This is a genomic window from Pseudoalteromonas rubra (assembly GCF_005886805.2).
Classification (GTDB): domain Bacteria; phylum Pseudomonadota; class Gammaproteobacteria; order Enterobacterales; family Alteromonadaceae; genus Pseudoalteromonas; species Pseudoalteromonas rubra_D.
In genome coordinates, this window is sequence record NZ_CP045430.1 from 973,878 (window position 1) to 1,000,667 (window position 26,790).

The window sequence follows — 26,790 nt, forward strand, 5'->3', positions numbered from 1 at the left end:
TTTATGTATTAACGTGTGCTTGAATCTCAGGCCTGTGGCCTGACTAACCTTATTACCAGTCCATTTCCTCCAGCTCAGCATCATCCTCTGCCAACGGGTCACTTTGGCGGCTGAGCAGGTAATCTATGTGCAATGCCTGCTCTTTAAGCTGCGGCTGTGCAAACAGTTCTTTAATAGAAAACTCAACAGCGAAGCGGTGACGGATCTGGGTTTCCAGTCGGGTCACTAAAATGGAGTTACCACCTTGCTCAAAAAATCGTGCATGGCTGCTTATCTCACTAGCTTCTATGCCTAACAGGGCTGACCAGACTTCTGCCAGCGCCTGTTCGGTGGCCGTTTCAGGTGCAACATAAGGCTGCTCGCTGTCTGCGCCAGACACGTCTGGCAACGCTTTTTTATCTATTTTTCCATTCGGGGTGAGTGGCCACTGAGCAATCACCACAAAACGGCTCGGCACCATATATTCCGGCAACTGAGCATGTAAATGCTGCTCAACTTCCTGTATCACGGAAGTCTGGTCCTGCGCTTCATCGCGCGGTTGAATATACGCGATGAGCATATCCGTGCCATTACTGGCCTGCTTCACCAAAACCACGGCAGAATCCAGCACGGCACAGCGATTGAGCTGGGCCTCCACTTCGCTCAGCTCAATACGGAAACCGCGAATTTTGACCTGCGCATCGAGGCGACCGACAAACTCAATGCTGCCATCGGGCAATATTTTGGCCAAATCGCCCGTTTTGTACAAACGGGTACTGTCACGGTGAGCCGGATAATAATAAAACGGGTTTTCAACAAACTTCTCGGCACTCAGCTCAGGGCGCTGATGATAACCACGTGCCAGCCCGTCACCACCAATATGTAGCTCACCAATTACACCCGGAGGCACCAGCGCCATATGGTTATCCAGAACATACAGGCTCACATTGTTCAGTGGTTTACCTATGGTGATCGGTGTGCCCGGGTACAGGCGCTGATATGACGCACATACCGACGCTTCCGTTGGGCCATAGGCATTAAAGAAAGGATAATGTGCCGACCATTGATTGACCAGCTCCGGTTCACAGGCTTCACCTGCCACAATTAATGCCTGCAATGACAGCGAGGTGTCGAGTGGCATCATGGCCAAAAATGCCGGAGGTAAAGTCACATGGCTGATCTGCTGTTGCGCAAGCAGTGCAGTAATGTCGTCAGGCGAGCGTCTTTGTTCGCTGCTGGCTATGATCAGCGTAGCCCCATTGAGCAGTGCCATGGCATATTCCCAGGTGCCCGCATCAAAGCTCATTGATGCGAAATGCAGTACCCTGCTGCGCGGAGTAATGGCAAAAGCACGGCGTTGGTTATCCGCCAGATTGACTATCCCCTGATGCTCAAGTAACACCCCTTTTGGCTGACCCGTCGAGCCTGAGGTATAAATCTCGTAGGCCAGGCTGGTGGGCAGCAGTCCCAGCGCGCTATGATCCAGATTTTCTTCGCTATAATGGCTGAACGGCCCCAAACAGGTATCATCGAGCAAGCCATCCAACGGAATTAGCGCGTAATCGGAGAGGGCAACTGCATCACTGATAGCCTGACTGCTAATGATGGTCCTGATCCCCGCGTCTTCGAGCATATAACTTAATCGTGCCGGTGGATAAGCCGGGTCCAGTGGCACATAAGCGCCACCCGCTTTAAGCACGGCCAGAGTGGCGATGATCATTTCCAGTGAGCGGTCCAGGGCAACCCCAATCAATGTATCCGATGTGATAGCACCTTGCTCACGCAGGTAATGTGCAAGCTGATTGGCCTTGCTATTGAGCTGCGCATAACTCAGCTGCTGATCGGCATAGACAAGTGCAATATGATCCGGGTTGCGCTCAACCTGCAGCTCAAAGGCCTGATGAATACATAAGGTCCGGTCATACTCATGATAGTTATCATTGAGAGCATTAATCAGATACTGGCTTTGTTCGTTCGCCAGCACACTCAGCTGCCCGGGCGGGTTGTTCAGACTGTGGGTCATCTCAGTTTGTACCAGACGCTCCAGCAACAACATCAGGTGCTCACTCAGGTGCGTGATATGGGTCTGTGAAAATAATGAAGTGTCATAAATCCAGTTAACCTGAAGTGCCGTTTCACCCAGTGAAAACTCCACTTCGAGGTCGAATTTTGCCACACATCCGGCCTGCATCAGTGGCGTGAGCGTCAACCCGTCGAGCGTACTTTGCTCAGACCCGGGCTGTGTTTGCGCGCTATTGAAAGACGTCATGATCTGACACAGCGGTGCATGGGCATCGCCCCGCGGGATCTGTAATGCGTCTACCAGCTGCTCAAACGGCAGGTCCTGATGACTTTGCGCGTCCAGATGCACATCTCTGACATGTTGCAGATACGCATCCAGCGATGGCTGCTCTGTGTTCACCCGCAGTGCAAGAATATTGACAAAGAAACCAATCAGCGGCTCCACTTCGGCCTGAAGTCGGTTTGCCACTGGCGTGCCTATCACCACATCCATGCTGTTACTGTAACGGCTGATGGTCAGTGCCAGCACCGCATGCAACAACATAAATGGTGTCATCTGGTAATGTGCAGCCATATCGCTTAGCTGAGCAGCCAGTTGTGCAGAAGCTTTACCCGACACCATTGCGCCTTCATAGCTTTTTTCAGCAGGCCTTGGATAATCCAGTGGAATACCATGTACACCCGGTGCATCGCTCAGTTGAGTTTGCCAGTAGTCGAGTTGTTGTTGCAGCACATCTCCTTGTAACCAGTTGCGTTGCCATTGAGCAAAATCGGCATACTGGATACTGAGCGGCGCTAACGGGTTATCACACCCATTTTGATATGCTGTATATAAAGAGAAAAATTCTCTGCTGAACAAGTTTAGCGACCAACCGTCTGAAGCGATATGATGCATATTGAGCAGCAATACGCCACGAGATGGATTCAAACTGATGAAGCTGGCACGCAACATTAGATCAGTGGCCAGATCAAATGGCGCGTGGGCATCTTCGGCCAGCAGTTGATCGAGCTGTTGTTGCGCATCAGTCCCGGCCAGGTGGTGTAGCTCAATGTGGCGTATAATCACAGGCTGAGGCGTTAGGATAACCTGCACGGGTCCAGCCTGCCCTTCCTGATAAACCGTACGCAGCACTTCGTGCCGTGCCACTATGGTGCTTAGTGCTTGTTGCGCAAGCGCAAGGTTAAACGAACCTTCAATCTCAAATGCCATCGGCATATTGTATTGGGCAGAGCTGCCCTGGAACTGATCGATAAACCACAGTCGCTGCTGAGCGTAAGATAACTCAAAGCTGTCCGTATCGCGTGGCAATGCTTCAATCACAGGTCGTGATACTTTACTGCTTTGCTCGATCAGTGTAGCCAAATCTGCCAAAGTACTTGCTGAGAAAACCTGTTTGACGGCAATTTCAACCTCAAACTCACTACGGATCAAAGACACCAAGCGTACCGATAACAACGAATGACCACCGAGCGCAAAGAAGTCCGCTTCACGAGTTAACTGCTCAGCCTCACACGAAAGTAGGGGCGCCCAAATCTCGGCCAGAGTCTGCTCTGTCTTCGTTTGGGGCGCTTGTCCCTTACTCAGAGCCTGATCCGTTTTAATCGCAGGCAAGGCACGTCGGTCGATTTTACCATTGGCAGTGAGTGGCCATTGCTCAACTAAGACGATAGCAGATGGCACCATATAAGCAGGCAAAACAGACCTGAGCGCAGTCAACAGTGTCGTAATCAAGTGTTGCTGCGCATCGCTTGTCTCACACGTGATACAAGGGCGTACATAGGCAACGAGTTGCTTGCTCGCAGCCTCGCCGATTGCCAGTACCAGTGCAGACTCAACCTCTTCAAAAGATTCCAGAACGGCGCTTATCTCACCAGGTTCGATACGGAATCCACGGATTTTTATTTGTTCATCGCTTCGGCCCAGGTATTGTAAATCACCTTGTGGTGTCAGGCGGACCAAATCGCCGGTTTTATAAAGGCGCGATAAATTAGCTGGCAACATCTGAACATTAGTCGCATCAATGAAACGCTCATCAGTCAGCTCAGCATTGTTGTAGTAGCCCACTGCGACACCTGGCCCCGCAACATATAGCTCGCCCACACAGCCTGTTGGTACCGGGACTAAGTCCGCGTCTAAAATCAAACACTGGGTATTAGCAATCGCCCGCCCAATGCTGGCTTCTTCCTGATCAAATTGTGTGACGTGACAGGTTGTAGCAACATGGGTTTCAGTCGGACCATAATGGTTGTAGAGGTCACAAGACGGATGTTGTGCCATAAACTGACGAATGCTGGGGGTAAGTTTCAACACATCTCCGGCAACAAACACCTGTCTGAGTCCAGTCAGGTCAATGACAGGGGTTTGATTTGCCTGCTCAGCCAGTAAATCAAAGACCGCAGGTGGCACAAACAATCGCTCTATTCCTTGCGCAGCAACCAGGCTGGCAAGATCCTGTAACTGGTCTTTCTGCTGCTGTGACATCAACACCAGACAAGCCCCCGTACTCCAGCTGGTGGCCAGCTCCTGAGCCGACACATCGAAAGTCAGCGGAGTAAATTGCAAAGTACGATAGGGCTGCGTGATACCGTCAATTTCAGCCTGGTGAGCACTCAGATTCACCAAAGTGCTATGGCGTTGGTTGACGCCTTTTGGCCGACCAGTTGAGCCGGAAGTATAGAGAATATAGGCACTGTGATCGCCGTCAATGTCCGGCAGGCTATGCGCTTGTGCTGCTGGCTGCCATAAAGCTGGATTGTCCAATCGTACACAAGGTAATCCGGCAAACGTGTCTTGTGTCTGCGATAAAACCAACGAGAGTGACAGCTCGCTGACAATGTAGTTTAGTCGTTCTTCTGGGGCTTCGGGGTCAAGGGGCACATAGGTTGCACCCGCTTTGAGCAGAGCAGCAACCGCGCACACAGTGGCAATGCTGCGCTGTGCCACAATGGCAACAGGCTGGCCCACAGTGACACCATGCTCCGTCACTAAGCGCATCGCCAGTGCATCAGCACGGGCATTCAGTTCTGCGTACGTCAGCTCAGTTGCGTGATCCTGCAACGCAATGGCGTTCGGGTTATGTCGGGCCTGATATTCCAGCAACTGATGCACGGCTTGGCATTCAGAAGATAGCTGTGCGCCCTTCGTTAACGCCAGCGCTTGCTGCTGTTCTTGCTCACTCACCATAGAGAGAGCACTCAGGTTGGTCGACCAGCATTCTGTGTGAGCCAGCTCGGCCATCGCACCCAACACGTTACCCAGGTGCCGATCTAACTGACTGATGTGTGCTCGTTCAAACAAAGTGACGTCGTAGGTCCAGCCAACTGATACACCCTCCTCATTCAGCGACATATGAATGTCTAAATCAAATTTGGTGGTCAGGCTAACCTCTTGCATCGCCTGCAATGACGCCTCACCCAGCTGGACATGTTCCGCTTGCTCAGCAGCTGCACTAAATTGATTGTCTGTCGTCAGCAAAATCTGAAATAACGGGCTATAGGCGTTATTGCGTGGTACGTTTAATACTTCGACCAGCTGCTCAAATGGCACATCCTGATTGCTCTGCGCAGCCAGGTGTACCGCTCTGACGTGTGCCAGGTAATCGCGTAAGGTGTCATGGGCTGTGCTGACCCTCAGCACCAGGGTATTGACGAAAAAGCCGATCAATGGTGCCAGAGATGGATCCTGACGGTTAGCCACCGGGCTACCAATAACAATGTCTTTGCTATTGCTATGGCGACTCAGTACCAGCGCCAGTGCCGCATGTAGCAGCATAAACGGCGTCAGTTGCAGTTCCCTGGCCAATGTCAGCAACCTGGTCGCCACCTTACTACTCAGTTGCGCCGTGACCAACTCACCCCGGTATTGCTTTTCAGCAGGCCGGCTGGCATCCAAAGGCAACTGATGGAGTGCCGGCACTTGTTGCAGCTGTTGCTGCCAGTACTCTAACTGCTTCTTAAGCCCTGCTTGTGCAAAACTGTGTTGCTGCCAATGTGCAAAATCACTGTACTGAATGGCAAGCGGGGCAAGTGGACTCGGTGTGCCTTGCTCAAGTGATTGGTAAATCGCGAAAAACTCTTTGGTCAGCACATCCATTGACCAGCCATCCGACGCGATATGGTGCATATTAAAGCTCAACAGCGCCTGACAGCATGCTGCATCATCATGCGTTAATTGCAGATAGCTGGCTCTGACCATCATATCCTGGCTGAGATCAAAGGGGCGGCTTGCTTCGCGCTCCAGATGGGCCCTGGCAGCTTGATGTGGGTCGGCCTGATCACTCAAATCTAACACTGTGATATGCAATCTGGCATCGTCTAACACGCGCAGACACGGCGCACCACCACACTCATAAAAAACCGTTCTCAACACCTCATGGCGCTGCACTATGGCGTTCAGCGCTTGCTCCACCTTGGCTACATCCAGGTGTCCATGCACCTCGAAAGCCATCGGCATATTGTACTCGCTGGAGCCGCGATTCAGTTGATCAATAAACCACAAACGGCGCTGAGAAAAGGACAATACTGGCGGCTCGCCTGGCTGTGCTTTGGCAACCGCAATGGGCGACTCAGTAACGCCATTTTGGCGTTGACCAATCGCTTGGATGATCTGTTGTTTGTTGTTCTTTAGAAAATCTTTCTCATCTGCTGTCAAAGCCTTGAGCTTACCTCTGACCAGTAACTTACCCTGTTCATCGACAGTAAGTTTGATCCCTTTTTCGCTGAGCTGTAAAAAGAACTGTTTCATATTTTCGCTTTTGCAATCAAATTAATGATAAAGAAAAACACCGGCATCAGAATCCCTAAAGCAGGTAATCTGTGATATCAGCACCAGTGATACATAAGTCCAATCAGTCTTAATCTTTTTGCCATATTGAATGAAAAGTCCAGCGCACACTGTACTTGTTCAATACCCGGCTCGATGAACACAAGCTCATACCCGGGCTGTCATGTTGTCGCGACACTTTTTCGCTACAAAACAGCGTACACAATTAAGTGAATTGGCATCGTAAAGCCCTGCATGCAAATGCAACCGGCTCTTTGGTTTAATGTTGCTGTTTATTACCCGCTGACGTGCATAAATGTCAGTCAGCGGTATTTAGGTATGTATAAATTCATAGCCCGACTTATGCGTCAAGCTCGCTGCCGCTTAATGAACGCAGTGACGAAGCCGGGCAAACGTATACACCGCTGCGCCCGTCTTTGTAACCAAAGTCATAGGCCAATTTGAAGATATGATGGAGCAGCTGTACATCTACAGCCTCTGAATTCATATTGTGAATATTCAGATTCATGCCCAGTTCTGTCAATGCGTCATTTTTCATCTTATCAGTCCATGTTAAAAAGTATTGCAAAGTGTTAAATTTTCACGCAAACGCATTATTATGTAATCTGCATCTTTTTTCTACACTTTTATTTCTCAAAATTATAAATTTCATAAACCAAATCAATAAACCTTTATTTTTATTGACTTAATTGAGTTTTTAACTTCTTTTCACTTGATCCGCAAAATTTACCTAAAACAGGTATAGCCTGAAGCAACATTTCAACAACAACATTAACAACCCTCGCAACAAAGCCCTTTCAGCGGCGCCACATCGTGTCTCATAGCCTAAACCAGACCGATACTATATACGCGTTTCGGTCCTGTTCAATGTGCTTCATTGGGGACATTTATACCCCATACATCGGGACAATAACATGACGGTTTAGGGAATTAATTGTTTCAAAATGGTTCAAAAGCGCTACAAGCCTTTTAGCCAGTCGCTCAGGTTAACAGTGATTATGACGTTTATAGGCTTGATTAATTTATAGATTTTATTTTCATGGACGGTGAAACAAAAGCGCCATAAAAAAATGACTTTTAGTTGTCATAATCTCCAATTCGTTCGCTTTGTTGGCACAAATGCAAAACTGACATCAATGCCCGGATCACAAATAAACACCCGGTTATACCCTGACACACGGTGCAAAGCTTACCCAAAAAGTGCACGAAATAAGCGCAGCAGACACTGATACCGGAGCACATTTTCCGGCGTTTCAGTGTCTATTTAGTGACCAAAAGTTACAGGCAGGAATTAAATAAATAGTATAAAACGCAACAAAAGAGCACGTCATTACGGCCCCAAAATATCTCCATTATGCCACTATTTTCACTGATACAATCCTAAGAGGATAACCCGCGCCTGAGGTCTTTACTCTTGCTCAAGATGGACTATCACCTTTGCCAGCGCCGTTGACACCGCTTTTTTATCCTGCCAGTCGAGAGCAGACCAGTCGACACCACATGCCAGTTGCGTCACATCCTGTGTCAGCAATTTTTGTAGTGCGCTGGGTGAGTCAAACGAGGTGGTGATAAATGGGGTTTTGCTTTTTTCAGGCCGCTTTTTGATCCCTCGTAACTGCTGCACGATGAGATCTGAGATGACGCGTTTATCCACGGCATTTAGGGTAGACTTGTCATGATCTGCCTTATATTGTGATTCCACAGACAAAATCAGACGTTTCATTTTGACAAAAGAGTAACTACATCCTGTTTCATAAGCTGACATAACCACCGGGTAACGCGATAATACGTTGTAGTTATCATATGCCCCCATCGAAATGCCGAGTTTGGGGACTATTGTCCTGACAGTGAGCCGAGACATACCAGACTGCAGGCGTGCCTTGTTTAGCTGCTCAATCTCTGTCATGGCATTAGAAAATGCCTGTAACTTTCCATACTGAGGCAAATCCTCACGACTGGCATTTTCTTGAAACTGCTTAACCTTAGTTAGCAGGGGCTTGCTATCGTAAACCTTAAACTGCGCAGCCGCACCATACCCTTTGGCATACACCAGCGCAAAAAAGCGGCGATGTCCTGTGAGAATTTGAAAGCGACCATCTTCCAATGGATACAAAGTGGGTACTTGAATCATTTCTGACACAGAAATGTTGTTGCCTAGCTCAATGATGGAATCTATGGTCTGCGAAGCCCGTTTCCAGTCTTCAGTATCGCGTTTTAAACAGTTTATGATGATAGATTTACCAATCAGAACATGGTTTTCTCCCTGATAGAGCTTTGTGAGCTGTGCTTTACTCAGCTTACGCGCTACAAACAGACGAGCGTCTTCATCACTCACGAAAATTGACGGTAAAAATCGGCCATTGGTGGGGTCCGGAACAACTGAGCTCAAAAAAATGCTTTTATACTCGAAAGACTCATCGTTGAGTTCAGCTTTATTGTTCAGGTTACTCAGTAGCATTTGCTCTAACATAGTTTGTACTCTTAATCAGGCTGACATATACGCTCAGCCGGGCGCTGTGGAACTTTGCCACAAAAAACTCAAAGGTGCTTACACCTAAACCAGAGCAACGGCTCTACCTTCAAGTTTAACGAAAATTTCATCGGGTGCCTACCACCTTGCAATCTGCCCCTTGTGGGTCAAATAACACACAAAGTTAAAGTCACTTTTTTGCGCAGGTCAAGGCGCATTACAGACAATGACTGATTTTTAAGCGACAAACCTTTTGTGTCCCTCTGATTCTGTTATTCAATCTGGGCTATGTACGGCGCGAGCAATGTATTCTGTGGTCCCCTCACTTTAGGGTATTGCATAGCTGTGGCGCTCTTCACAACTCATCCTCGAGTCGCTAGAACCCATTGAACCAGTTTATGTTCTGGTTGCACCGTCATAATCCTTATTGAAATTTTTATTATTATTTATCCAGTCCTGATATTAACTTGTTCCTTAAGCATTTAAAACGGTGTCGTTGTCTCATTTGTGAACTCTCGCATCTCACACTCATTCTTTTTTTCAGAACAAAACCTTCAATATTTGCAAATATCATTCTTCTAACGGCATTGCTAAAGTGATCACATCAGGCAGACACAGCGCATTGGACTAACTTTAACTGATAGCGCGAGCAACGAGGTTTTTATGCAGATTATTCGTACCAATAAAGCACAGGCTACGCAGGATGGCGCGGGCGTGAACATCAGCCGTATTGCGGGCTTTGATGGCAAGAGTTTAGATCCCTTTTTGATGATCGACGAACTAAAATCAGACAACAGCAGCGACTATATGGCAGGCTTTCCGCCTCATCCCCACCGTGGTATTGAAACCTTTACCTATATTCGTAAAGGAGGCTTTGAGCATCAGGATCAGATGGGAAACAAAAAGGCCATCCGTGCCGGAGATGTGCAATGGATGAGCACCGGACGCGGCGTCATCCACTCTGAAATGCCACTCAGTGACGCCGAGCAAGGTATGCATGGTTTTCAGATCTGGCTCAATATGCCAGCCAAAGACAAAATGCGCGCGCCGCGGTATCAGGATACCACCGAGCAAAAGGCGCCTGTAATTATCACCGACTCCGGCGCAGAGCTCAAAGCGCTTGCTGGTAGCTGGAAACTGGGCGAACAAACTGTTCGATCACCACTGAAAGATTTAGCAGGCAATGGCGCCATTGCGGATGTGACTTTACCACCCAACCAGCAGATTACACTGGATATGTCGGGCTATGGCAAAGTCCTGATCTATATTCATACCGGTATCCTGGCAAAGTCGCAATTCGGTGCCACTTATCAGCTGGAACTCGACCCGGCGCACCCGGTAGAATTGCGCAGTGGCCAAGAAGGAGCAGGTATGCTGGTGTTGGCAGGTCAGCCTATTGGAGAAAAAATTGCCCACATGGGTCCGTTTGTCATGAATACCCAGGCGGAGCTACATCAGGCAGTACGAGATTATCAGGCCGGAAAATTCGGTAGCATTTAACACCCAGCACAGTAAAGCATTTAGCAAATTAAGAGGACAACACAATGGGACGATTAATTGAAGGTAAGTGGCATGACGTCTGGTACGATACCAAGAGCAATCAGGGCAAATTTAAACGCGAAGACGCGCAATTACGCAACTGGGTAACGGCTGATGGCAGCGCCGGACCTACGGGCGACAGTGGCTTTAAAGCTGAGTCTGGCCGCTACCATTTATATGTGTCGCTGGCATGTCCTTGGGCCCACAGAACGCTGATCTTCAGACGATTAAAACAGCTTGAAGCGCACATTGATGTCTCTGTGGTCAGTCCTGATATGCTGGAGCACGGCTGGACCTTTGACAAGGCAACTGGCAGCAGTGGTGATACCCTGTTTGATCAGGACTATATGCACCAGCTGTATACACGCAATAAAGCAGACTATTCAGGTCGTGTGACAGTGCCAGTACTATGGGACAAACACACTCAGCGCATCGTCAGTAATGAGTCGAGCGAGATTATTCGCATGTTCAACTCAGCCTTTAACGAGCTGACAGGCAACACTGATGACTACTACCCTGAAGCACTGCGCCAGGACATCGACGACATTAACGATTTTGTTTATCACAAAATCAATAATGGGGTATACAAAGCTGGATTCGCCACCGAGCAGGCTGCCTATGAAGAAGCAGTACAGACCTTATTTGAGGCGCTTGAGCAACTGGAACAAAGACTGAGTAAGCAACGCTATCTGGTTGGGGATACTCTAACAGAAGCCGACTGGCGTTTATTCACCACCCTGATCCGTTTCGACAATGTTTACCATGGTCACTTTAAATGTAACCTCAAGCAAATTGAAGACTATCCAAATCTGGCCGGTTATATCCGCGAGCTATATCAATGGCCCAATGTCGCCGATACGGTGGATTTCTACCATATCAAGCGCCACTACTATTTTAGCCATACCATGATCAACCCGACTCAGGTTGTGCCAGTTGGCCCGGATATCGATTACTCACAGCCACACCAACGCGGCTAAGTGCCCTATACAGCCACTGTAAACCCCGTTTACAGTGGTTTTCTCTTAGCTGCTAAAATGCCAATCAAGCCTAATACCAATTTCACTTAATACCTGGTCTATTTGAAGGAGCAAATAGGACGCTAACAGCGTTAAAAATTTCTCATTTAGAACAACTAAATAGCAAAATTTTTGCCTTGTTATCGACCCTATTTTCTCGCCTCAAAATAGATCACTTAATTAAGCAAATTGGTATAACTCTATAACGTGGCGCAGCTATTTTTTTCATTCCCCCTTTATTGAAATAAATGGCATAAGGTGTCATTTGGTGCTAAATTAGCCACCGTCTAACGTGACTTTAAAGGAGTGAAATCATGAAGACAGATAAACAAAATCGTAAAAAGATAGCCAGTAAAATTGGCGTTAGTATGGTCACCGGGTTAGCTGTTGGTACTGCCATAGGCGTCTCTTCTGAGAATATTGTCAATGGTGTAACGCTTGGTATAGCGATTGGTGTAGCCGTCGGTATGCTGCTGGATATCAACGGTTAGTGCCCAAGTTAATTCACATGCTTCGAATCGCAAAAACAACGTCAGTCCGAGTGATAAATGTAATATATGCGCATTATTCGTTTACTCGATACTGGGCATACCTCTTTATTGTGTCTGCGCTGAGCTACTTCAGCCACCCTTTAGAGCAATTTTTCAGCTTTGTAACGCTTAATCTCATGCTGGGATTGTTCAACCTGACCCAGATGAACAACTACCAACTAGGGTTTCCTATGTATATAGGCCCGCCCGAGCGCACCCTGCCAAATAAGCCCAAGTTTCAGCCATTGCGTCAAACCTGGTATGCCGGTTACACGGTGTTTTTTTGGTTCGGTATTGTTATTCAGCTATCCCTGATCCTGGTTCACTCACTGAGATAACACAGCTGCTCTTTAACAAAGTTAAAGGGCGGACGCCCTACTTGCTCATCAATCACCGATCACGTCTGCAGCAATTGCAAACACTTTTTCAAGGTTGCTGCGCCCGTCCTGCTCTGATAATTTATAGCGCCTGGGGCTATTAATGTGAAAGGCCTGATGCTCTTCGAGCATTTTGATCCTCAGCATCTCACGCTCTTTCGTACTCAGATGATTCTCATGTAATGTATCCAGCTCACCGGTATCAAGCCAGATGCCACCACAGCCCGGGCACTCGTCAATTTCAACCACACGTAACGGACTAAAATAACGGCGCATCATAACGATATCAGGGCATTTTGGGCACTTGACCCGGGCGCTTTCATCACCAAGCGGAGCAGAGAACTGGCGCAGGTGCTTTGCCAGCACCTCTGAACGCAATTCAGATGGATTAGTAAAATTAGATAACACCTGGTTGTCAAAAAAGACACCACCACTGTGCTCGGATATATACACTTTAATACCACCCACTTTCACTGGCTTAAGCGGGTGTGAAGTTCTGGGACACTGCATATTACTACTCCAATCGTCTGCACTGGTTTAATAATCGCAGTATACTGATTGCGCTAAAGATTGAAAGCCGCCTTACACGAGCACAGGTTTAGGTGCTTACAGCCCGGCTTCCCTGGGTTTATCAAACAAAAACCCCTGTGCATAATCAACCCCTAACTCTCGGGCAATAGCTAACTGCTGCTGTGTTTCTATGCCTTCAGCCAGCACCTTACCGCCATATAGGTGGACCGTATCAACCACTTGCCTGATCTCATCGATGATCTCAGCGCCATAATCCAGTCGGCTGATAATGGTGATACACAGCTTCACCACATCGGGTTTCACCGCATTGATCAAAGTCAGCTCAAAGAATCCGCAACCAACATCGTCTAGCCAGAAGGTGTAACCTAGCTGGCGTAATTCGGCCATTTTTGCTTTGATGGGTGCCCAGTCATCTACAGGCAGATGTTCTGTCAGCTCAATACAGAGCAAGTGTGCATAAGGATAATCTAGCAATTTGCCCGACACATCCGCGTCAAATAGTAAAGCGGGTGAGAGATTAACCGTTAATCTTACCGTGCTTTGTTGCTCACATTGACCCTGATGCGTTGCTAAATGGGTTGTCAGTGCCAGCTTTTCCATATCAAACTGTCGCCCCTGTGCCATGGCAGCACCAAAGAGCTTGTCCGCACGGTGCAAGGGTGACGCCTTCGGACCTCGGATCAAGGCTTCGTATCCAAATATGCCGCTACTTTGAACCTGCTGAATTGACTGCCAGTAAGGGAGCAAATTTTTGTTGGCAAACACCCGCAACAAATCTTCTTTACTATCCGGGTAAAGCTCGTTCAGAGCACAAGCTGCACCAGCCCGGATAGTTTGTTCCTGTGAAGTTTGCGCTATCACCTGCGCTGAGCTCACCTGGAGCTCGGCTTCATGAACCAGCTGACAATCCAACTCGTTTAGCAGGTGCTGCGCCACGTGTTGGCTCAGTGCTCTTTCTGCCTGCGCGGGAGAGTCAAACTGGTCAGTTTCGAACCAAAGCTCGCCCAGCTCAAATATGTCCTGCTTCAACCCGGATTGGACATTTTGCGATAGTAACGTCACTAACGCACGCCATACTTTATGTGCTGTTGACTGGCCAATACGCTCAACAATATCAGACCACCCCGACAAAGAGACTAAGGTTAAAGTGTGCAAAGGACCTCCGGATGATTCCCAAAGTATTCGCTTGCAGTATAGCAGGGCAAATCAAAACCAGCCTCACGCGATACAATCAGCACAACTCACACTTAATAAAATAAAGGTAATATAAATCAGAGCATTAAAATCAGTGTTCTCAAAAACAGAATACTTTATCCGGATCTTTGTGGCATTCATTTATACCTCAAACTGTTACCATCCTCGGCAGTAACAACTCATTATCTGGAGCGAACCGGTGAGCATCAAGAATACCTCACGAGATTATGGCACCATTGCAAAATGGCTACATTGGGGCACTGCCCTGTTATTTCTGGCGGCCTATGTCAGCGTCTATTATCGTCAGTGGTTTACCGAAGCCAAAACCCCGGAAAACTGGACCACATTGCAGCTCCATTTGTCGTTCGGTGTTTCAATTGCGGTGATTGTCGCACTCAGACTCATCTGGCGATGGCTCAATACTGCGCCCGCAGCCGAACCAGGCACTCGCATCGAACATCTGGCTGCCCATCTCGGCCATTACGCTTTGTATGCCGCGATGATCATCGCACCAATAACCGGCTATATTGGCACAGGTGTGGACACCGAGTTTTTCTTTTTGTTTGATATTCCTAAATTTGAAAGCACAGTGCTGTTTAGGGCGCTCGTCGAGCAGGGGATGGGACTGTCATTCGCCGAGTTTGAAAAACCCATCGACTTTATTCACAAGGAAATTCTAGGCGCCTGGCTTATCTGGCTGCTGATCCTGGGTCATGCCGGTGCAGCCTTGTACCATCACTTAGTCAGACGTGACAGGACTTTGCTGAAAATGACGCGTGGTGGCGAGCGTTAGCCATAAGCTGAGTAATAGATTTCCCTTATTTTTGTAGTAAAAAAGCAGCTTAGGCTGCTTTTTTACTTAATTGCTTAACGCGTACAACTTGTGTCCTGGCCAAGCAGCTTCCAGACACCCCAGGTGCCCGACTCACTTGGCACATCGCCACGTGTCCACCAGCGCGCTTCATACTTAAAGCCCTGATAAGTCACCTGATCTGGCTTATCATAAACTTTGTTCGCATCCCAGTTGCCAGGACAGTTTGTATCACCACCCAATGTGACCGTCGCCGTGGCTTTGGCGCTGTAGTTCACCTGGCTTTCTTCCAGGGTGAAATTGACAGCAACACCGGCTGAGCCACTGCGACTAGCACCAAATTCAACCCCCACCTGACAGCTCTGATTTGCGGCAAGCGTGCTCGCGCTGCACGTATCAACCGGCTTAACCAGACCAGAAGTGACACCACTGGCGGTTACATTTAAGGTCTTAAAGCTGAATGACGTGTTACCTGAGTTGGTGATGGTGAAAGTATGTGCTTTGGTTTCGCCAACCTTGAAACCCGTCAGCGTATCGTTTGCTTTGAACGACACAGAAACCGGCTCAGCTCCACCTTTTACGCTGTCGATCCAGCTGCGCAGTGCCGCCACATCTGAGTACACACCATATTTTGCTGGACGTGCACAGCCAATCCCCCAGCTGACGATCCCCAACTGTACGACCTGGCCGCCTGAGTTTGCTACGATTGGGCCACCGCTGTCACCGCTACACGAGTCTTTCTGACCCTCAGGGTAGCCGGCACAGAATGCCACGCTGCCTACATTCTGGTACGAGCCGCCAGACTGACGACATACCTGATCAGAAACCAGTGGTACGTCTACCTCATACAGGTTAGTAGGACGGCTGCCGCCTTCACTCAAACGACCAAGACCTGCAACAGAAATTAAATCACCAACGCGCACATACTGCTCAACATTGCCCTGTGCCAGTGTAACGCTCGACCCCTGAGTTGGAGTACGAACCAGCTTAAGCAGTGCAATATCGTGGTTTAACGTGCTGCTGTTATATTGTGGGTGAACATACTTTTCAGCAACCGCAATGCGGTCACCATCATTGCCGCCAAGCACAAAACCCGCCACTTTAACATTAAGTCCGCTTGCAGATCTGCCACTCACACAGTGCGCCGCAGTCAGTACGTAACCATCACCGACATAACTACCACCACAAAATGCAGTGGTGCCATTCGAACTTAAGATTTGTGTATAGAATGGCCAGTCTGCGGTGTTAGCTGGATTACCACCGACAATTTCAGGCTCATAATATTCAGTACTTATACCACCAAGTAAGTGCTCACCCACATTAGCTGGTTGCGCAACCACTGCAGCACTCAGACCTAGTCCCAGCGATACAGACAACGCTGTCATTGAAAGTGTTTTTTTAACCTTTAACATGTGTATACCTTTGTTTTTCCTTTATTGGGAACCGAAAAATATAAACACTAATTTCACACTTGTAAACAAAAAGGTTAAAAAGCATCCAAGGTACAGTTGAATTGCACCTGTATTTCATACAGAAAAAGGTTGAGTAAGCAGACAGAAATGATCTTGAAAGAAGTGGGCTTTACAATATATTGGGGCATCTCGGTGACGCCCCTTAAACTGCCTGGCCTTGTGCGCCAGCAGCCATACAGCACAGCGGCTTAGTATTTTGCGCTGATGCCGATCAAGGCGTTCTCTGACTCACCATCATAACAACGGGTATTGCCGCCATCGCGATTCTCAATAACCAGGTTGTAGACTGTACGTGAGTCCTGACCTGCTTCAATGGCTTTCAGCACCGGGCCAAGCAGATAAGTGTGCGTGCTATAGATGATTACCGGCTCCATCTGATTACCAGTGCGCTCACTGTTGTATCTGACTTCAAAATTACCATTGTGAGAAGCAACGCTGGTCACAACTCCTGAACAGGTAAAGATGGTTGCTTGTGCAGCAAATGCGCTGCTTGCCATACATACGCCAATAGCGGCGCGTAACAAATGTGTTCTCATTATTCTTCCTTAAGTTGATTAGTGCCAATACTGGCAACACACAGACTAAGCCCACAGGGTGAATAAAAAGACACCAAAAAGTTAATTTTTTATTTCAGCTGAAGTGATAACTAAAAAGCAATCGCCAATTTACCTGCTGTCAGCCTTCGTAATGCGGAAATAGCAAGCGCACTCGCACGCCCTGACCGTCCGGGTTATTGTCGAGCTTAATGCTGCCGCCGTGTGCAAACATGATCTGCCGACACAGAGCCAGACCAATCCCGCTGCCCTGTGCTTTGGTCGTGTAAAAAGGCACAAAGACATTGTCCGGGTTTGCGATCCCACCGCCATTATCCACCATGGTCAGAACCAGCTGACCCAGTGAAGTAGCAGAAGACAAAGTGATTTCGACCTGCTGGCCGGGCGAGACGGCTTCCTGCGCGTTCTTGGTGAGGTTGAGTAATACCTGTTCAAACTGCTGTTGATCAACCAGCACTGAAGCAGACTGCTCCAGTTCAAACTGCCAGTGTATATCAGGGTAAAGGGTTGTGAGGGTACTAATCACCCGGTCCAGTTTTACCGGTACTTTGTTAGGTTGAGGTAAGTGCGTCAGACGAGTATAGCCTTCTAAAAAAACCCTCAAAGAGCTGGCGCGTTCACTGATTATGCCTATGCCCTGACACAAACTGTCGGCTGATGGCTGATTTTCTGGCTGTGATAAACGCTTGCTGAGCTGCTGCGCTATGGTGCTGATAGGAGTCAGGGTGTTGTTCACTTCATGACTCAATACCCGCAGCAGGCCCTGCCAGGCCGTGCGCTCTTTTTCCATCAGCAAGCGCTCAGCATTACTGATAATTAAAAACTGATGTGCTTTGCCTTCGCTGATAAAGCGCTCTCGTAATACCAGGTATTCACCGCTGATCTGGCCGTCGTCGAGCATCACTATTTTACCATCACAGGCAATCAGTTGGCGGCCCAAAGCACTGCTGGCAAGCTCGAGTGGCTGCTCTGGGCTGGGTATGCCAGTAAGCAACACGGTCTGGGCGGGCTGATTGGCCATAACGACCCGCGCTTGCTCATCCAGCACCAGTACCATGGCATCCATCTGATTAATGAACTTATTGAGCATCAGACGCGATTCCACCGCCTGGGTTTTATGATGGCTGAGGCTGTCTGCCAGCAGATTAACCTGACTGAGCAAATCAGACATGGCTTTATCGCCGCTCACCCGTCCTCGCATCGAATAATCCCCCATTGTCATGGCTTCAATCAGATTCGTTAAGGTATGCAGCTGATGCGCCACCATGGCCTTGCTCGCCACCACCAGACAGATCAGCAATAAAGCAAACACAGTCGCAATAAATACCACCAAATAGCCATTCCAGTTGGCCATATACAAGCCTGTCACCATCAACAGATAACAAGGCAGACAAATCGCGATAATCAAGCACTGCAAGTGCGTCAGGGCAAAACCAGAGACCTTGCGCATTGCTATTCGGCCATACCAAACTTGGCCAACCTACGATAATAGCCGCTGCGGCTGAGCCCCAAAGAGCGAGCTGTTTCACTGGCATTACCCTGGTGATGACGTAGCCTCTGGCGCAGTACTGCTTGCTCGATTTCATCCAGCGTCAGGCTTGGATCGTCCACATTAGCCTCCGCAGGCTCCCCGGTTGTGATAGCCAGATCGTCCGGGGTGATCTCGGCCGTACGACACACAAACAGCGCCCGCTCCAGGATATGGCGCAACTCGCGAATATTGCCAGGCCAGTCGTACTGACAAAGCGCAGTGAGGGCTTGCTCACTCAGCTGCGGCACAGGTTTGTTGTACTTTGCTGCAAACTGGGTCAAAAAGCGTTCGCTCAGCGGACCAATGTCGGCCACTCTTTCTCTGAGCGAAGGTACTCTGAGTTCCACCGTATTCAACCGATAGTAAAGATCCTGACGAAAACCACCCGATTGGATCTGCGCTGGCAAATCACCATTGGTGGCCGAGATAACCCGGACATCAGCAACCTGTGACTGACTACTACCAACAGCCTCAAACCTGCGCTCTTCCAGCACGCTGAGTAACTTGGCCTGCTGAGACAGCGGAATATTGGCAATCTCATCCAGAAACAAGGTGCCATGGCGCGCCATTTCAAAACGGCCTGCTCTGGTGGCTTTGGCATCGGTAAAGGCCCCTTTGACATGGCCGAACATCTCACTCTCGAATAGGCTTTCTACTATCGCCCCCATGTTGGCCGTGACAAACGCCTGTTCAGCGCGCGCCGAACATCGGTGCACATAAGCCGCCAGCATGCTTTTACCGGTACCGTTGTCGCCAGTCAGTAAGATGCTCATATCACTTTGAGCCAGTTGTTCAAGCTGAGTCAGCAACTGTTGCATCGGCCGTGAACAGGCCACAATCTCGCTGCGCTCCTGAGGATACGCGGCTTGCTGTAGCAACTGGTTTTGCTGTTTCAGCCGCTCATTTAACCCCTGTGACTGTGCAAGTGTGATATGGGTTTGCAAGGTGTGCAGCAAACGCTCGTTGTCCCAGGGTTTTTGCACAAAATCCTGAGCACCACTGCGCATCGCATCTACCGCCAGTTCAATGGTCGCCCAGCCGGTCATCATCACTATCGGCAGGCGACTGTCTAGCTGTCTGAGTTCAGCTATCAGGGCAAGCCCTTCTTGTCCTGAGGTGGTGTCTTTGCCAAAGTTCATGTCCAGCAAAGCGCAGTCAAACGACCGCACTTTGACTTTTTCCAGCGCGGCCTGAGCCGTGGTAACACAACTCACCTCATAGCCTTCGTCCTGCAACAAAAAAGACAAACCGGCAATGACGTTCATATCATCATCGGCGACCAGAATATGTTGTTTTGTGCTCATGCCAGTTCTTATACTTCCTTCACTTTTATGGGATTATTCATAACGCAGCGCTGCGCTCGGTTCAAGCTTAATCGCCCGTTTGATAGGCATATACACCGCCAGCAACACCACAGCGCTTAGCGCAGCACTTACCGCCACAGCCAAAGCATAATAGGCACCAACGGGGAATAAACCCTCAGTAAACTTCTGAAAACCCATCGCTAACAAAGCAAACAGCAGCAATGCCAGCCCAAGGCCAATCACCAGCTGAACCGCCCCCTGACGCATAAACAACCCCACAATAATACTGTCACGTGCGCCCACGGCACGACGAATGCCAATTTCATGCGTGCGTTGTGCCACGGCATTGGCTGTCAGGCCATAAATACCAATCACCGCGAGCACCAATGCAAAGCCGCCGGTTGCAAAGGTTAATTGAGAAATAAACTTCATCGACTCGCGCATTTTATCGCGATTTTTAATGGCCGGCATTACCGTCTGCGTAACCTCCAGATTAGGCGCAATTTTGTACATCGCCTGATAGAAGATTTCGTCAGCATTGCGGGTGCCGGGCAAAATGCGATACGACAGCTTTTGCAGAGTTTGCACGAACTGACTACCACTGATGTAAATTTCATCGGCTGAGTCCAGCTTGCCAAACAAAGATTTCGGGTTCATTAGGTTCGAGACCACACCCACCACAAACACTTGCTGATTTTTGCCCTCCAGTTCCATGGTAAAGTGCTGCTCCAGTGCGGATTGTCCCGGCCAGTAACGCTGTGCCATAGAGTCACTGATGATCACCACCTTGCGCTTATCCATGGTATCGCCGAGGTTAAATAAACGCCCTTCGAGTAGCTTAACCCCGGTGGCCTGGAAATCCCCCAACATCGAAATCGTGTCAATTTCAGTGCCCGTTTGCCCATCCCCATAGGCATTGTCGGCAAAAAAGACGTTGCTTGGGCCTAACCATTGGGCCACCGATACGTGCGTGACTGCGTTGTGATTTTGCACCTCATTCATCAGTACATAGGTCAGGTTAAGACGCTGTTGTGGGCTGGGATACTCGTGTTCTGGGGTATTGTAACGCGTGCTCATCACATTCTGATAATCATCGCCCAGGTCAAGATTAACAAATTTATTGGCGATCAGTGCTGATATCGAGCCTATCAACATTAACAAAGCCACTAAAAAGACCTGAGTGGTTACCAGAACACGAGACAAGCGACCAGCTTTGCGACTTTGCGCTCCTCGGGTGCCATCTCTGAGCGTGGCATTGATATCCTGACGCGTACTGCGCCAGGCAGGCAAAAAGACCGCCAGCATTACGGTACTCAGCATATAGGCCAGCGCCATCAATAAGGTTGCCCCATCAAGCCCATATTGCCACCAAAACAGACCAGCCCCAGGTAACCAGGAACGCAGCGCCACATTAACATAATCCAGAAGTGCACCAACCAGGCAAACACTCAAAAATGTCCCCAACAGAGTGATTAACACGCCTTCCCACATTAACTGGCTGATCAGGCGCCCGGAGCTTGCCCCCAGCGCGTTACGAATAGCGGTCTCTTTTTGCTTTTCGAGAATTCTGGCCAGCAACAGGTTGCCCACATTGATACAGGCCAGCAGTAGCACTACCCAGGAAACCGCACTCAGAAAGAAAAACACCGTGGCGCCCTCTCCGCCAGTTTGCGCCATCTGAAAGGTGAGGATGCGCGCCTGTTTTTGTACCGGCTCCATGCCATAACTCTGCTGATTTTGCAGTTGCAGGGTACGCAGTATTTGCGTCATTTCGCGCTCAGCCGTGGCTATTTCAACACCTTCTTTGAGGCGAATATACGCATTAAACTGCTCGCTCATCGGGGCTTGCGCATCAAGTACCTTGTCGGGCAGGGGTAACCAGATACGTGCAATATGTGGAAAACGATACCCCTTGGGCATGATCCCCACCACTTCGGTCTGTACACCATTAAGCTCTATGGCCTGACCCAACATTTGCGGATCCCGGTTAAACTCATCCTCCCAGACCTCTTCACTGATCACCGCCACAGCAGGGGCGCCTGGCAGGCTGTCCTGAGCATTAAGCGTGCGCCCTGTCAGGGGTTTTATACGGCTGAATTCAAAAAAGCCTCCCTGAACCGCAGCACCAAAAAAGTTACGGCCTGCTTCGCCTTTACTCATCCGCACGTCCTGATCGCGAAAGATCCCCAATTCAGAGAAGGCCTGTGCACCTTGTCTCAGGGCCTGAAACTCGTTGGCAGTGGGCATATCGAATTCGCCATCGTTATAAACTACCAGGCGTTTTGCTGACTCGCCCTCTGGCAAAGGCAGCGCTTTGTAGATAGTGGTATACAAAAATGAAAACGTGAACAGGGCTATCGACAGGCCACCAAGCAGCACCCCCAGTGTCATCACGGTAAACTTGGGCGACTTATAAAGCTGACGCAGTGCGTATTTTAGGTCCAGCAACATGGCCATCATAACGCCTCCAGATCCAACGCGTTGTGTGCCACTGGCTGCGAAGTCTGTGTATTACGGGTGTCTCCTACCAGGCGGCCATCAAACATTTCCAGGCTGCGCTGCGCACGCAATGCCGACGCAGGGTCATGGGTTACCATGCAAATGGTTGCGCCTTCGCTATGCAACTTGTCGAACAACGTCAGCACCGCCATGGCGTTTTTAGAATCCAGGTTACCTGTGGGCTCATCGGCCAGAATAATGGCAGGGTCATTCACTAATGCCCTGGCAACGGCAACGCGTTGCTGCTGACCACCGGATAGCTGGGATGGGAAATGCGCAGTACGATGACTCATTTCGACTTTCTCAAGCACTTCCTGCGCCTTGGCCTGCATTTCCTTGCGGCGGATCCCGGACTGATAGCTCAAAGGCAACATGACGTTTTCTGCTACCGTGAGGTCAGAAATGAGATTGAACGACTGAAATACAAAGCCAATTTGCTTACTGCGGATGGATGCCCGCTGATCGCGCGACAACCGGGATACATCCTGATTGCTCAGTATATAGTGCCCCTGTGTGGGTGCATCCAGCAATCCCAGCAAGGACAACAGGGTTGACTTACCGCACCCGGATTGCCCGGTCAGGGCCACATACTCACCCTCTGTGATGCTCAGGTTAATGCCGTGCAATGCCTGAGTTTCTATTTCATCGGTATAAAAACTTTTACTGATATTTTCTAATCTTATGAGTGCGCTCATGAATGACTCCATTTCAGAGCCAACAGGGTGCAGCAAACAGCCACTGTTGGCAAGGTTAAGGCGTAACGGCCTGCTTGTTTCTTCTAGTAGAAACGCATTAATTCAGCTTGATTTCGGCATGATCCTGCCAGTCACTGCTGTCGGATATAATCACTTCGTCCCCGGCGCTTAGCCCAGACACGATCTGCACCCGATTGACAGACACCTGACCCAGGGCCACCGCCGTTTTGTGAGCAAAACGTCCAGCCTGATCGAGTTTATAGAGCTGGATCCGGCTGGATTTGGGTGCATAAGTTGGACGGCGGACATACAATGTATTGCTCAGATGGCTGACCTGAACCTGTGCGTCTACCGTCAGCTCAGGACGGGCATCCGCAGGCAGACTGTCGGGTAACGCAACATCCACCAATACCATGCCATTTTCCACTGCGGGGTCTATGCGTGTGACCATGCCGGTTATTTCATTATTTCGGGTATCCAGCGTCACGCTTTGGCCAATCTGAATATCCTGAACCCTGACTTCCGGTACTTGCAACTCGGCGTATAAATTCTGTTGCGATGCCAGCAATGCGATGCTGCCGCCCAGGCTCACCTGCTCACCCAGCTCCAGCGAAATTTGCTGTACGACACCGCTTTTATCTGCACGTACCTGCAAAGCATCAACCTGTTCCTGCATGCGCCTGAGATTATTCTCCAGCAGGCCAAAACGGGCAGTTTGTGCGGCTTTGGTAGCTTCAATTTCAGCGCGCATTTTGAGCGCCTTTTGCTTAGCGGCCTGCCACTTTTGTTGCTCACGCTTTACTGCCAGCTGACTTTTTTGATAATCCAGTTGAGACACAGTGGCATTGCCTTGCTCAATCAACAGGGTTTCGGCGTCGAGTTTTAGCTTTTCTGCCTGATAACCCAGATCTGCCGAAACCACCTGATTGTCGAGTTCGACCAGTTGAGATTCCAGCGCCACAATGGTGGCGTTATTTTCAGCTTTAGCGGCTTCTTGCTCCCAACGCGCCTGCTCAAGTTCTCGTTGCAACTGCGGATTAGATAACTTGAGTAGCAATTGCCCGACTTCGACCTCAGCACCCGCTTTAACTAGCACCTGCTCTACCCGACCGGATACCTGCGCTGCCACCCAACGGATCTCTGCGGGCTTTAGCACACCGGTAGCCCGAACATTGATTTGAAAGTCGCCCTGCTCCACCTTCGCCGTGACCACAGTTTCCCGATCCACGAAATAAGATGCATCACCGGTGAACTCCTGCATTGCCAAGTAACCCAAAGCCAGCGCGACAACCGGCAGCAAATAACCCAGTTTTTTCCAGCGCACTGGCTGTGTAAGATTTCTTTGTATGTCCATCTGCTTTTCCCTTCTGTTATTGGGTCTGGTTTGCAGAGGGTGTTACAAGGGATGTGCCAGATTTAAAACTAATTTATATCATTGTTTTTCCTGTTGTTTATTTTTTGTGTTGTGAGATAGATTTAAGAGGTGTGCCAGTTGTGACACAGGTGAAACAGACAGATGTGTCGAAATTGAGACAGGGTTTTTAAGCGCTCAGTGAAGGAAGCTCAGCAACGGTAAAGCCTCCCTCTCCCTAAGCCAGGTAAGTATCATTAAACGCTCAACAGGCGAGTGATATCCGAGAGAAAACTGCTCAATGCCTTAGGCGAGATATTATGGATATCAAACGTATCTTGAGCCAGTAAGACTTTAAAGCTGCCTTGCTCAGGCAGAGCTGCCTGGTTAACTGTACCCGGCTTTTTTACCGCTAACGCTTGGCCGTTTGCGTACTCGCCCGCATTGTTCTGCCAACAGCTTTGCACTGTTTTTTGCTCTTTATTTTGCAAGTGGACGGGAGGCTGTCCTGAGCCGTTTTCCAGTTTCATCTATATTCCTTATAAATCTGTCAAGATTCCCCTCATGTCGGCGCCAAACAGGTTTGTTTTTCACTGTATTTTGACATATGGTTATAATTGGTGTGAAGACCTTCATTGGGATAAAAAATGATAGCAAGAATAGCTTTACCTTTATTTTTTTTATCATCAAGCGCGTTTGCAGGAAGCTCCACGTTTAAAGGAACAATCGACTCTATCGTATGTCATGCGGATAATATATCGCCAATCTGCCATGTTAAAGTCAATGGTACTCCGGCAAATTTAGGTTGTGGAACTTCAAGTTGGCACTACACATTTGACGCCACCACTACAGAGGGACAAAACTTCCTGTCTATTCTTCTAGCTGCTCAATTATCAGGTAAAACCATTAGTCTTGCTGGGCAAGGTACGTGTAACTTAACTGGAGGTAGTGCTGATTTAAGGCATGTGATTATTACCACTGCAAATTGACACTGACATGGCGTCAAAGAATTTCAAAAACCTAGAGGGACATAATCGCAGACACCCACCATATCATTATTACCGCGGACACGGCAGGTTCAACTTGGAAGTGCACAAGCTACAAGTGGCTGTGCTTTCAAAACATACCAAGGGTGAGTGTCCTCCAAAAATCAATCGTATCCGGGTGAAAAATCACAGGCATTGGCTTTGCCGTTGATATAGCACAAATGTGATTCGCGTAGCTTGCCTCTGAATGTGCTAGAACAATACCGCGATTCTGTAACCTGGCACCTGATCCGAGCAACTTAGATTTTATTCAAGCTTGTCACATGATGTACTGAGATTATGATTTATCTGTTTTATAAATCGTAGAAAGCCAGTGTCTGTTTTATAACTTACCGACACACAACCAGGAAATACAGTAACTGAAAAAGCAGAGCTATGATAAGTTGCACCTGCAATTTGCGTATTCCAGTCTCTCATCCAACCTCTGGTATTTGAATGGAGCCAGTCAACTATTTCACTGTACTCAGGGTCTGCGCCCGTTATGACTTTTCCGCAGTATTGAAACGCGTTAGGAATAAAACCAACTTCAACCTGTTGACCTCGAAAATAAAGTAGATATCCTGTCGTTGCTGCTATCAGCACCAGTACGAACAATCCGGTTACTATTTTCACCAAAATATTCATAGCACAGCTGTGAGCTTATTTTTCATTGCTACAGCTCAAAGCTTACTTTTTGAGGCAACATAAATTCCATTGTTAATGCGTAACCTTTTAAACCACACTTAGAAAAGCCATCTCTGGGTAATAGAGGTGTGAATTTTGAGCGTGCGATCATATCCAAAACAACCGATTTTGGTACTTCCATTGGTTGAATGTCCGTAATGACGATCTTCTCAATTTTTCCCCTGTAGTCTACGTCCAGCTCAAATGAGACTTCACCCATCATGAGCCTGCTCGAGAATTCTTTTTGGAATTTGGGAATTGCCTGATGGGAAACCTTCAGTGCTAAATCTTTATCGCATGGAATACATGCTAATGTGGATAAACTCACGAATGACATCAAAAATAAAATGAACCTCATAAATGACCTCTTGGCATAACCATGTTGTCACTGGCAAAATGTGGCTTTCTGACAACCTGCAGTTT

The 26,790-nt window shown here is 48.7% G+C and carries 21 protein-coding genes; 6 read left to right on the plus strand and 15 right to left on the minus strand.

The window, feature by feature from the left end; translation table 11 throughout:
* Positions 1-52: 52 nt before the first annotated feature.
* From CWC22_RS22840 to CWC22_RS22850, 3 genes are all read right to left on the minus strand, one after another.
* The gene (locus CWC22_RS22840) at positions 53-6,745 is read right to left on the minus strand and encodes a non-ribosomal peptide synthetase (protein WP_138537232.1); all 6,693 of its coding nucleotides are present in this window, start codon (positions 6,743-6,745) and stop codon (positions 53-55) included.
* 379 nt (positions 6,746-7,124) lie between these two features.
* On the minus strand, positions 7,125-7,322 hold the full coding sequence (locus CWC22_RS22845) for a hypothetical protein (RefSeq protein WP_125560616.1): 198 nt from the start codon (positions 7,320-7,322) through the stop codon (positions 7,125-7,127).
* 870 nt (positions 7,323-8,192) lie between these two features.
* Entirely contained in the window at positions 8,193-9,254 is a 1,062-nt protein-coding gene (locus tag CWC22_RS22850) for a hypothetical protein (RefSeq protein ID WP_138537230.1), read from the minus strand.
* A 663-nt stretch (positions 9,255-9,917) separates the two neighbouring features.
* Between CWC22_RS22850 and CWC22_RS22855 the strand changes: the two genes are divergently transcribed.
* The 4 genes from CWC22_RS22855 (at position 9,918) to CWC22_RS22870 (ending at position 12,677) form a co-directional block, all read left to right on the plus strand.
* Complete coding sequence (locus CWC22_RS22855; protein ID WP_138537228.1) at positions 9,918-10,754, plus strand: pirin family protein; 837 nt, start codon at positions 9,918-9,920, stop codon at positions 10,752-10,754.
* Positions 10,755-10,798: 44 nt separating this feature from the next.
* Positions 10,799-11,770, plus strand: coding sequence for a glutathione S-transferase family protein (locus CWC22_RS22860; RefSeq protein WP_125560610.1), 972 nt, complete (start codon positions 10,799-10,801; stop codon positions 11,768-11,770).
* A gap of 353 nt (positions 11,771-12,123) precedes the next feature.
* Entirely contained in the window at positions 12,124-12,300 is a 177-nt protein-coding gene (locus CWC22_RS22865; protein ID WP_164517542.1) for a hypothetical protein, read from the plus strand.
* 50 nt (positions 12,301-12,350) lie between these two features.
* Complete coding sequence (locus tag CWC22_RS22870; RefSeq protein ID WP_138537226.1) at positions 12,351-12,677, plus strand: hypothetical protein; 327 nt, start codon at positions 12,351-12,353, stop codon at positions 12,675-12,677.
* Positions 12,678-12,725: 48 nt separating this feature from the next.
* On the opposite strand, the gene CWC22_RS22875 is transcribed toward CWC22_RS22870, so the two are convergent.
* On the minus strand, positions 12,726-13,226 hold the full coding sequence (locus tag CWC22_RS22875) for a zf-TFIIB domain-containing protein (protein WP_138537224.1): 501 nt from the start codon (positions 13,224-13,226) through the stop codon (positions 12,726-12,728).
* 96 nt (positions 13,227-13,322) lie between these two features.
* Entirely contained in the window at positions 13,323-14,402 is a 1,080-nt protein-coding gene (locus CWC22_RS22880) for an EAL domain-containing protein (RefSeq protein WP_230090670.1), read from the minus strand.
* A 238-nt stretch (positions 14,403-14,640) separates the two neighbouring features.
* On the opposite strand from CWC22_RS22880, the gene CWC22_RS22885 reads away from it, so the two are divergent.
* Positions 14,641-15,234, plus strand: coding sequence for a cytochrome b (locus CWC22_RS22885; RefSeq protein ID WP_138537222.1), 594 nt, complete (start codon positions 14,641-14,643; stop codon positions 15,232-15,234).
* A gap of 74 nt (positions 15,235-15,308) precedes the next feature.
* On the opposite strand, the gene CWC22_RS22890 is transcribed toward CWC22_RS22885, so the two are convergent.
* The 8 genes from CWC22_RS22890 to CWC22_RS22925 form a co-directional block, all read right to left on the minus strand.
* A complete protein-coding gene (locus CWC22_RS22890) occupies positions 15,309-16,664 on the minus strand; it encodes a trypsin-like serine protease (RefSeq protein ID WP_138537220.1) in 1,356 nt (451 codons plus the stop codon).
* Positions 16,665-16,912: 248 nt separating this feature from the next.
* Positions 16,913-17,260 (minus strand): hypothetical protein, encoded by a 348-nt coding sequence (locus tag CWC22_RS22895; RefSeq protein WP_138537218.1) that lies wholly within the window; start codon positions 17,258-17,260, stop codon positions 16,913-16,915.
* A gap of 139 nt (positions 17,261-17,399) precedes the next feature.
* Entirely contained in the window at positions 17,400-18,728 is a 1,329-nt protein-coding gene (locus tag CWC22_RS22900) for a sensor histidine kinase (protein WP_138537216.1), read from the minus strand.
* 2 nt (positions 18,729-18,730) lie between these two features.
* Complete coding sequence (locus CWC22_RS22905) at positions 18,731-20,113, minus strand: sigma-54-dependent transcriptional regulator (protein WP_138537214.1); 1,383 nt, start codon at positions 20,111-20,113, stop codon at positions 18,731-18,733.
* 33 nt (positions 20,114-20,146) lie between these two features.
* Entirely contained in the window at positions 20,147-22,573 is a 2,427-nt protein-coding gene (locus tag CWC22_RS22910; RefSeq protein WP_230090671.1) for an ABC transporter permease, read from the minus strand.
* Positions 22,570-23,307 (minus strand): ABC transporter ATP-binding protein, encoded by a 738-nt coding sequence (locus CWC22_RS22915; protein WP_138537212.1) that lies wholly within the window; start codon positions 23,305-23,307, stop codon positions 22,570-22,572. Before CWC22_RS22915 ends, CWC22_RS22910 begins: the two co-directional genes overlap by 4 nt.
* Before the next feature lie 97 nt (positions 23,308-23,404).
* Positions 23,405-24,661 carry an efflux RND transporter periplasmic adaptor subunit gene (locus CWC22_RS22920; protein ID WP_138537210.1) on the minus strand — a complete coding sequence of 419 codons (1,257 nt, stop codon included), beginning with the start codon at positions 24,659-24,661 and terminating at the stop codon, positions 23,405-23,407.
* A 254-nt stretch (positions 24,662-24,915) separates the two neighbouring features.
* Positions 24,916-25,188, minus strand: coding sequence for a hypothetical protein (locus CWC22_RS22925; protein ID WP_138537208.1), 273 nt, complete (start codon positions 25,186-25,188; stop codon positions 24,916-24,918).
* Between the two features lie 117 nt (positions 25,189-25,305).
* Between CWC22_RS22925 and CWC22_RS22930 the strand changes: the two genes are divergently transcribed.
* Positions 25,306-25,647, plus strand: coding sequence for a hypothetical protein (locus CWC22_RS22930; RefSeq protein ID WP_138537206.1), 342 nt, complete (start codon positions 25,306-25,308; stop codon positions 25,645-25,647).
* Between the two features lie 303 nt (positions 25,648-25,950).
* On the opposite strand, the gene CWC22_RS22935 is transcribed toward CWC22_RS22930, so the two are convergent.
* Together CWC22_RS22935 and CWC22_RS22940 are read right to left on the minus strand one after the other, a co-directional pair.
* Positions 25,951-26,316: a hypothetical protein gene (locus CWC22_RS22935; protein ID WP_138537204.1), complete on the minus strand. Its 366-nt coding sequence runs from the start codon at positions 26,314-26,316 to the stop codon at positions 25,951-25,953.
* Between the two features lie 40 nt (positions 26,317-26,356).
* Positions 26,357-26,725 (minus strand): hypothetical protein, encoded by a 369-nt coding sequence (locus tag CWC22_RS22940; RefSeq protein ID WP_138537202.1) that lies wholly within the window; start codon positions 26,723-26,725, stop codon positions 26,357-26,359.
* Positions 26,726-26,790 lie beyond the last annotated feature (65 nt).

Excerpts from the sequence above, each read along its gene's own strand:
- CWC22_RS22930 (WP_138537206.1), top strand. The coding sequence starts at position 25,306 with ATGATAGCAAGAATAGCTTTACCTTTATTTTTTTTATCATCAAGCGCG.
- CWC22_RS22940 (WP_138537202.1), bottom strand. The coding sequence starts at position 26,725 with ATGAGGTTCATTTTATTTTTGATGTCATTCGTGAGTTTATCCACATTA.
- CWC22_RS22890 (WP_138537220.1), bottom strand. The coding sequence starts at position 16,664 with ATGTTAAAGGTTAAAAAAACACTTTCAATGACAGCGTTGTCTGTATCG.
- CWC22_RS22905 (WP_138537214.1), bottom strand. The coding sequence starts at position 20,113 with ATGAGCACAAAACAACATATTCTGGTCGCCGATGATGATATGAACGTC.
- CWC22_RS22895 (WP_138537218.1), bottom strand. The coding sequence starts at position 17,260 with ATGAGAACACATTTGTTACGCGCCGCTATTGGCGTATGTATGGCAAGC.
- CWC22_RS22855 (WP_138537228.1), top strand. The coding sequence starts at position 9,918 with ATGCAGATTATTCGTACCAATAAAGCACAGGCTACGCAGGATGGCGCG.
- CWC22_RS22900 (WP_138537216.1), bottom strand. The coding sequence starts at position 18,728 with ATGCGCAAGGTCTCTGGTTTTGCCCTGACGCACTTGCAGTGCTTGATT.
- CWC22_RS22860 (WP_125560610.1), top strand. The coding sequence starts at position 10,799 with ATGGGACGATTAATTGAAGGTAAGTGGCATGACGTCTGGTACGATACC.
- CWC22_RS22865 (WP_164517542.1), top strand. The coding sequence starts at position 12,124 with ATGAAGACAGATAAACAAAATCGTAAAAAGATAGCCAGTAAAATTGGC.
- CWC22_RS22910 (WP_230090671.1), bottom strand. The coding sequence starts at position 22,573 with ATGATGGCCATGTTGCTGGACCTAAAATACGCACTGCGTCAGCTTTAT.
- CWC22_RS22875 (WP_138537224.1), bottom strand. The coding sequence starts at position 13,226 with ATGCAGTGTCCCAGAACTTCACACCCGCTTAAGCCAGTGAAAGTGGGT.
- CWC22_RS22850 (WP_138537230.1), bottom strand. The coding sequence starts at position 9,254 with ATGTTAGAGCAAATGCTACTGAGTAACCTGAACAATAAAGCTGAACTC.
- CWC22_RS22925 (WP_138537208.1), bottom strand. The coding sequence starts at position 25,188 with ATGAAACTGGAAAACGGCTCAGGACAGCCTCCCGTCCACTTGCAAAAT.
- CWC22_RS22920 (WP_138537210.1), bottom strand. The coding sequence starts at position 24,661 with ATGGACATACAAAGAAATCTTACACAGCCAGTGCGCTGGAAAAAACTG.
- CWC22_RS22845 (WP_125560616.1), bottom strand. The coding sequence starts at position 7,322 with ATGAAAAATGACGCATTGACAGAACTGGGCATGAATCTGAATATTCAC.
- CWC22_RS22915 (WP_138537212.1), bottom strand. The coding sequence starts at position 23,307 with ATGAGCGCACTCATAAGATTAGAAAATATCAGTAAAAGTTTTTATACC.
- CWC22_RS22840 (WP_138537232.1), bottom strand. The coding sequence starts at position 6,745 with ATGAAACAGTTCTTTTTACAGCTCAGCGAAAAAGGGATCAAACTTACT.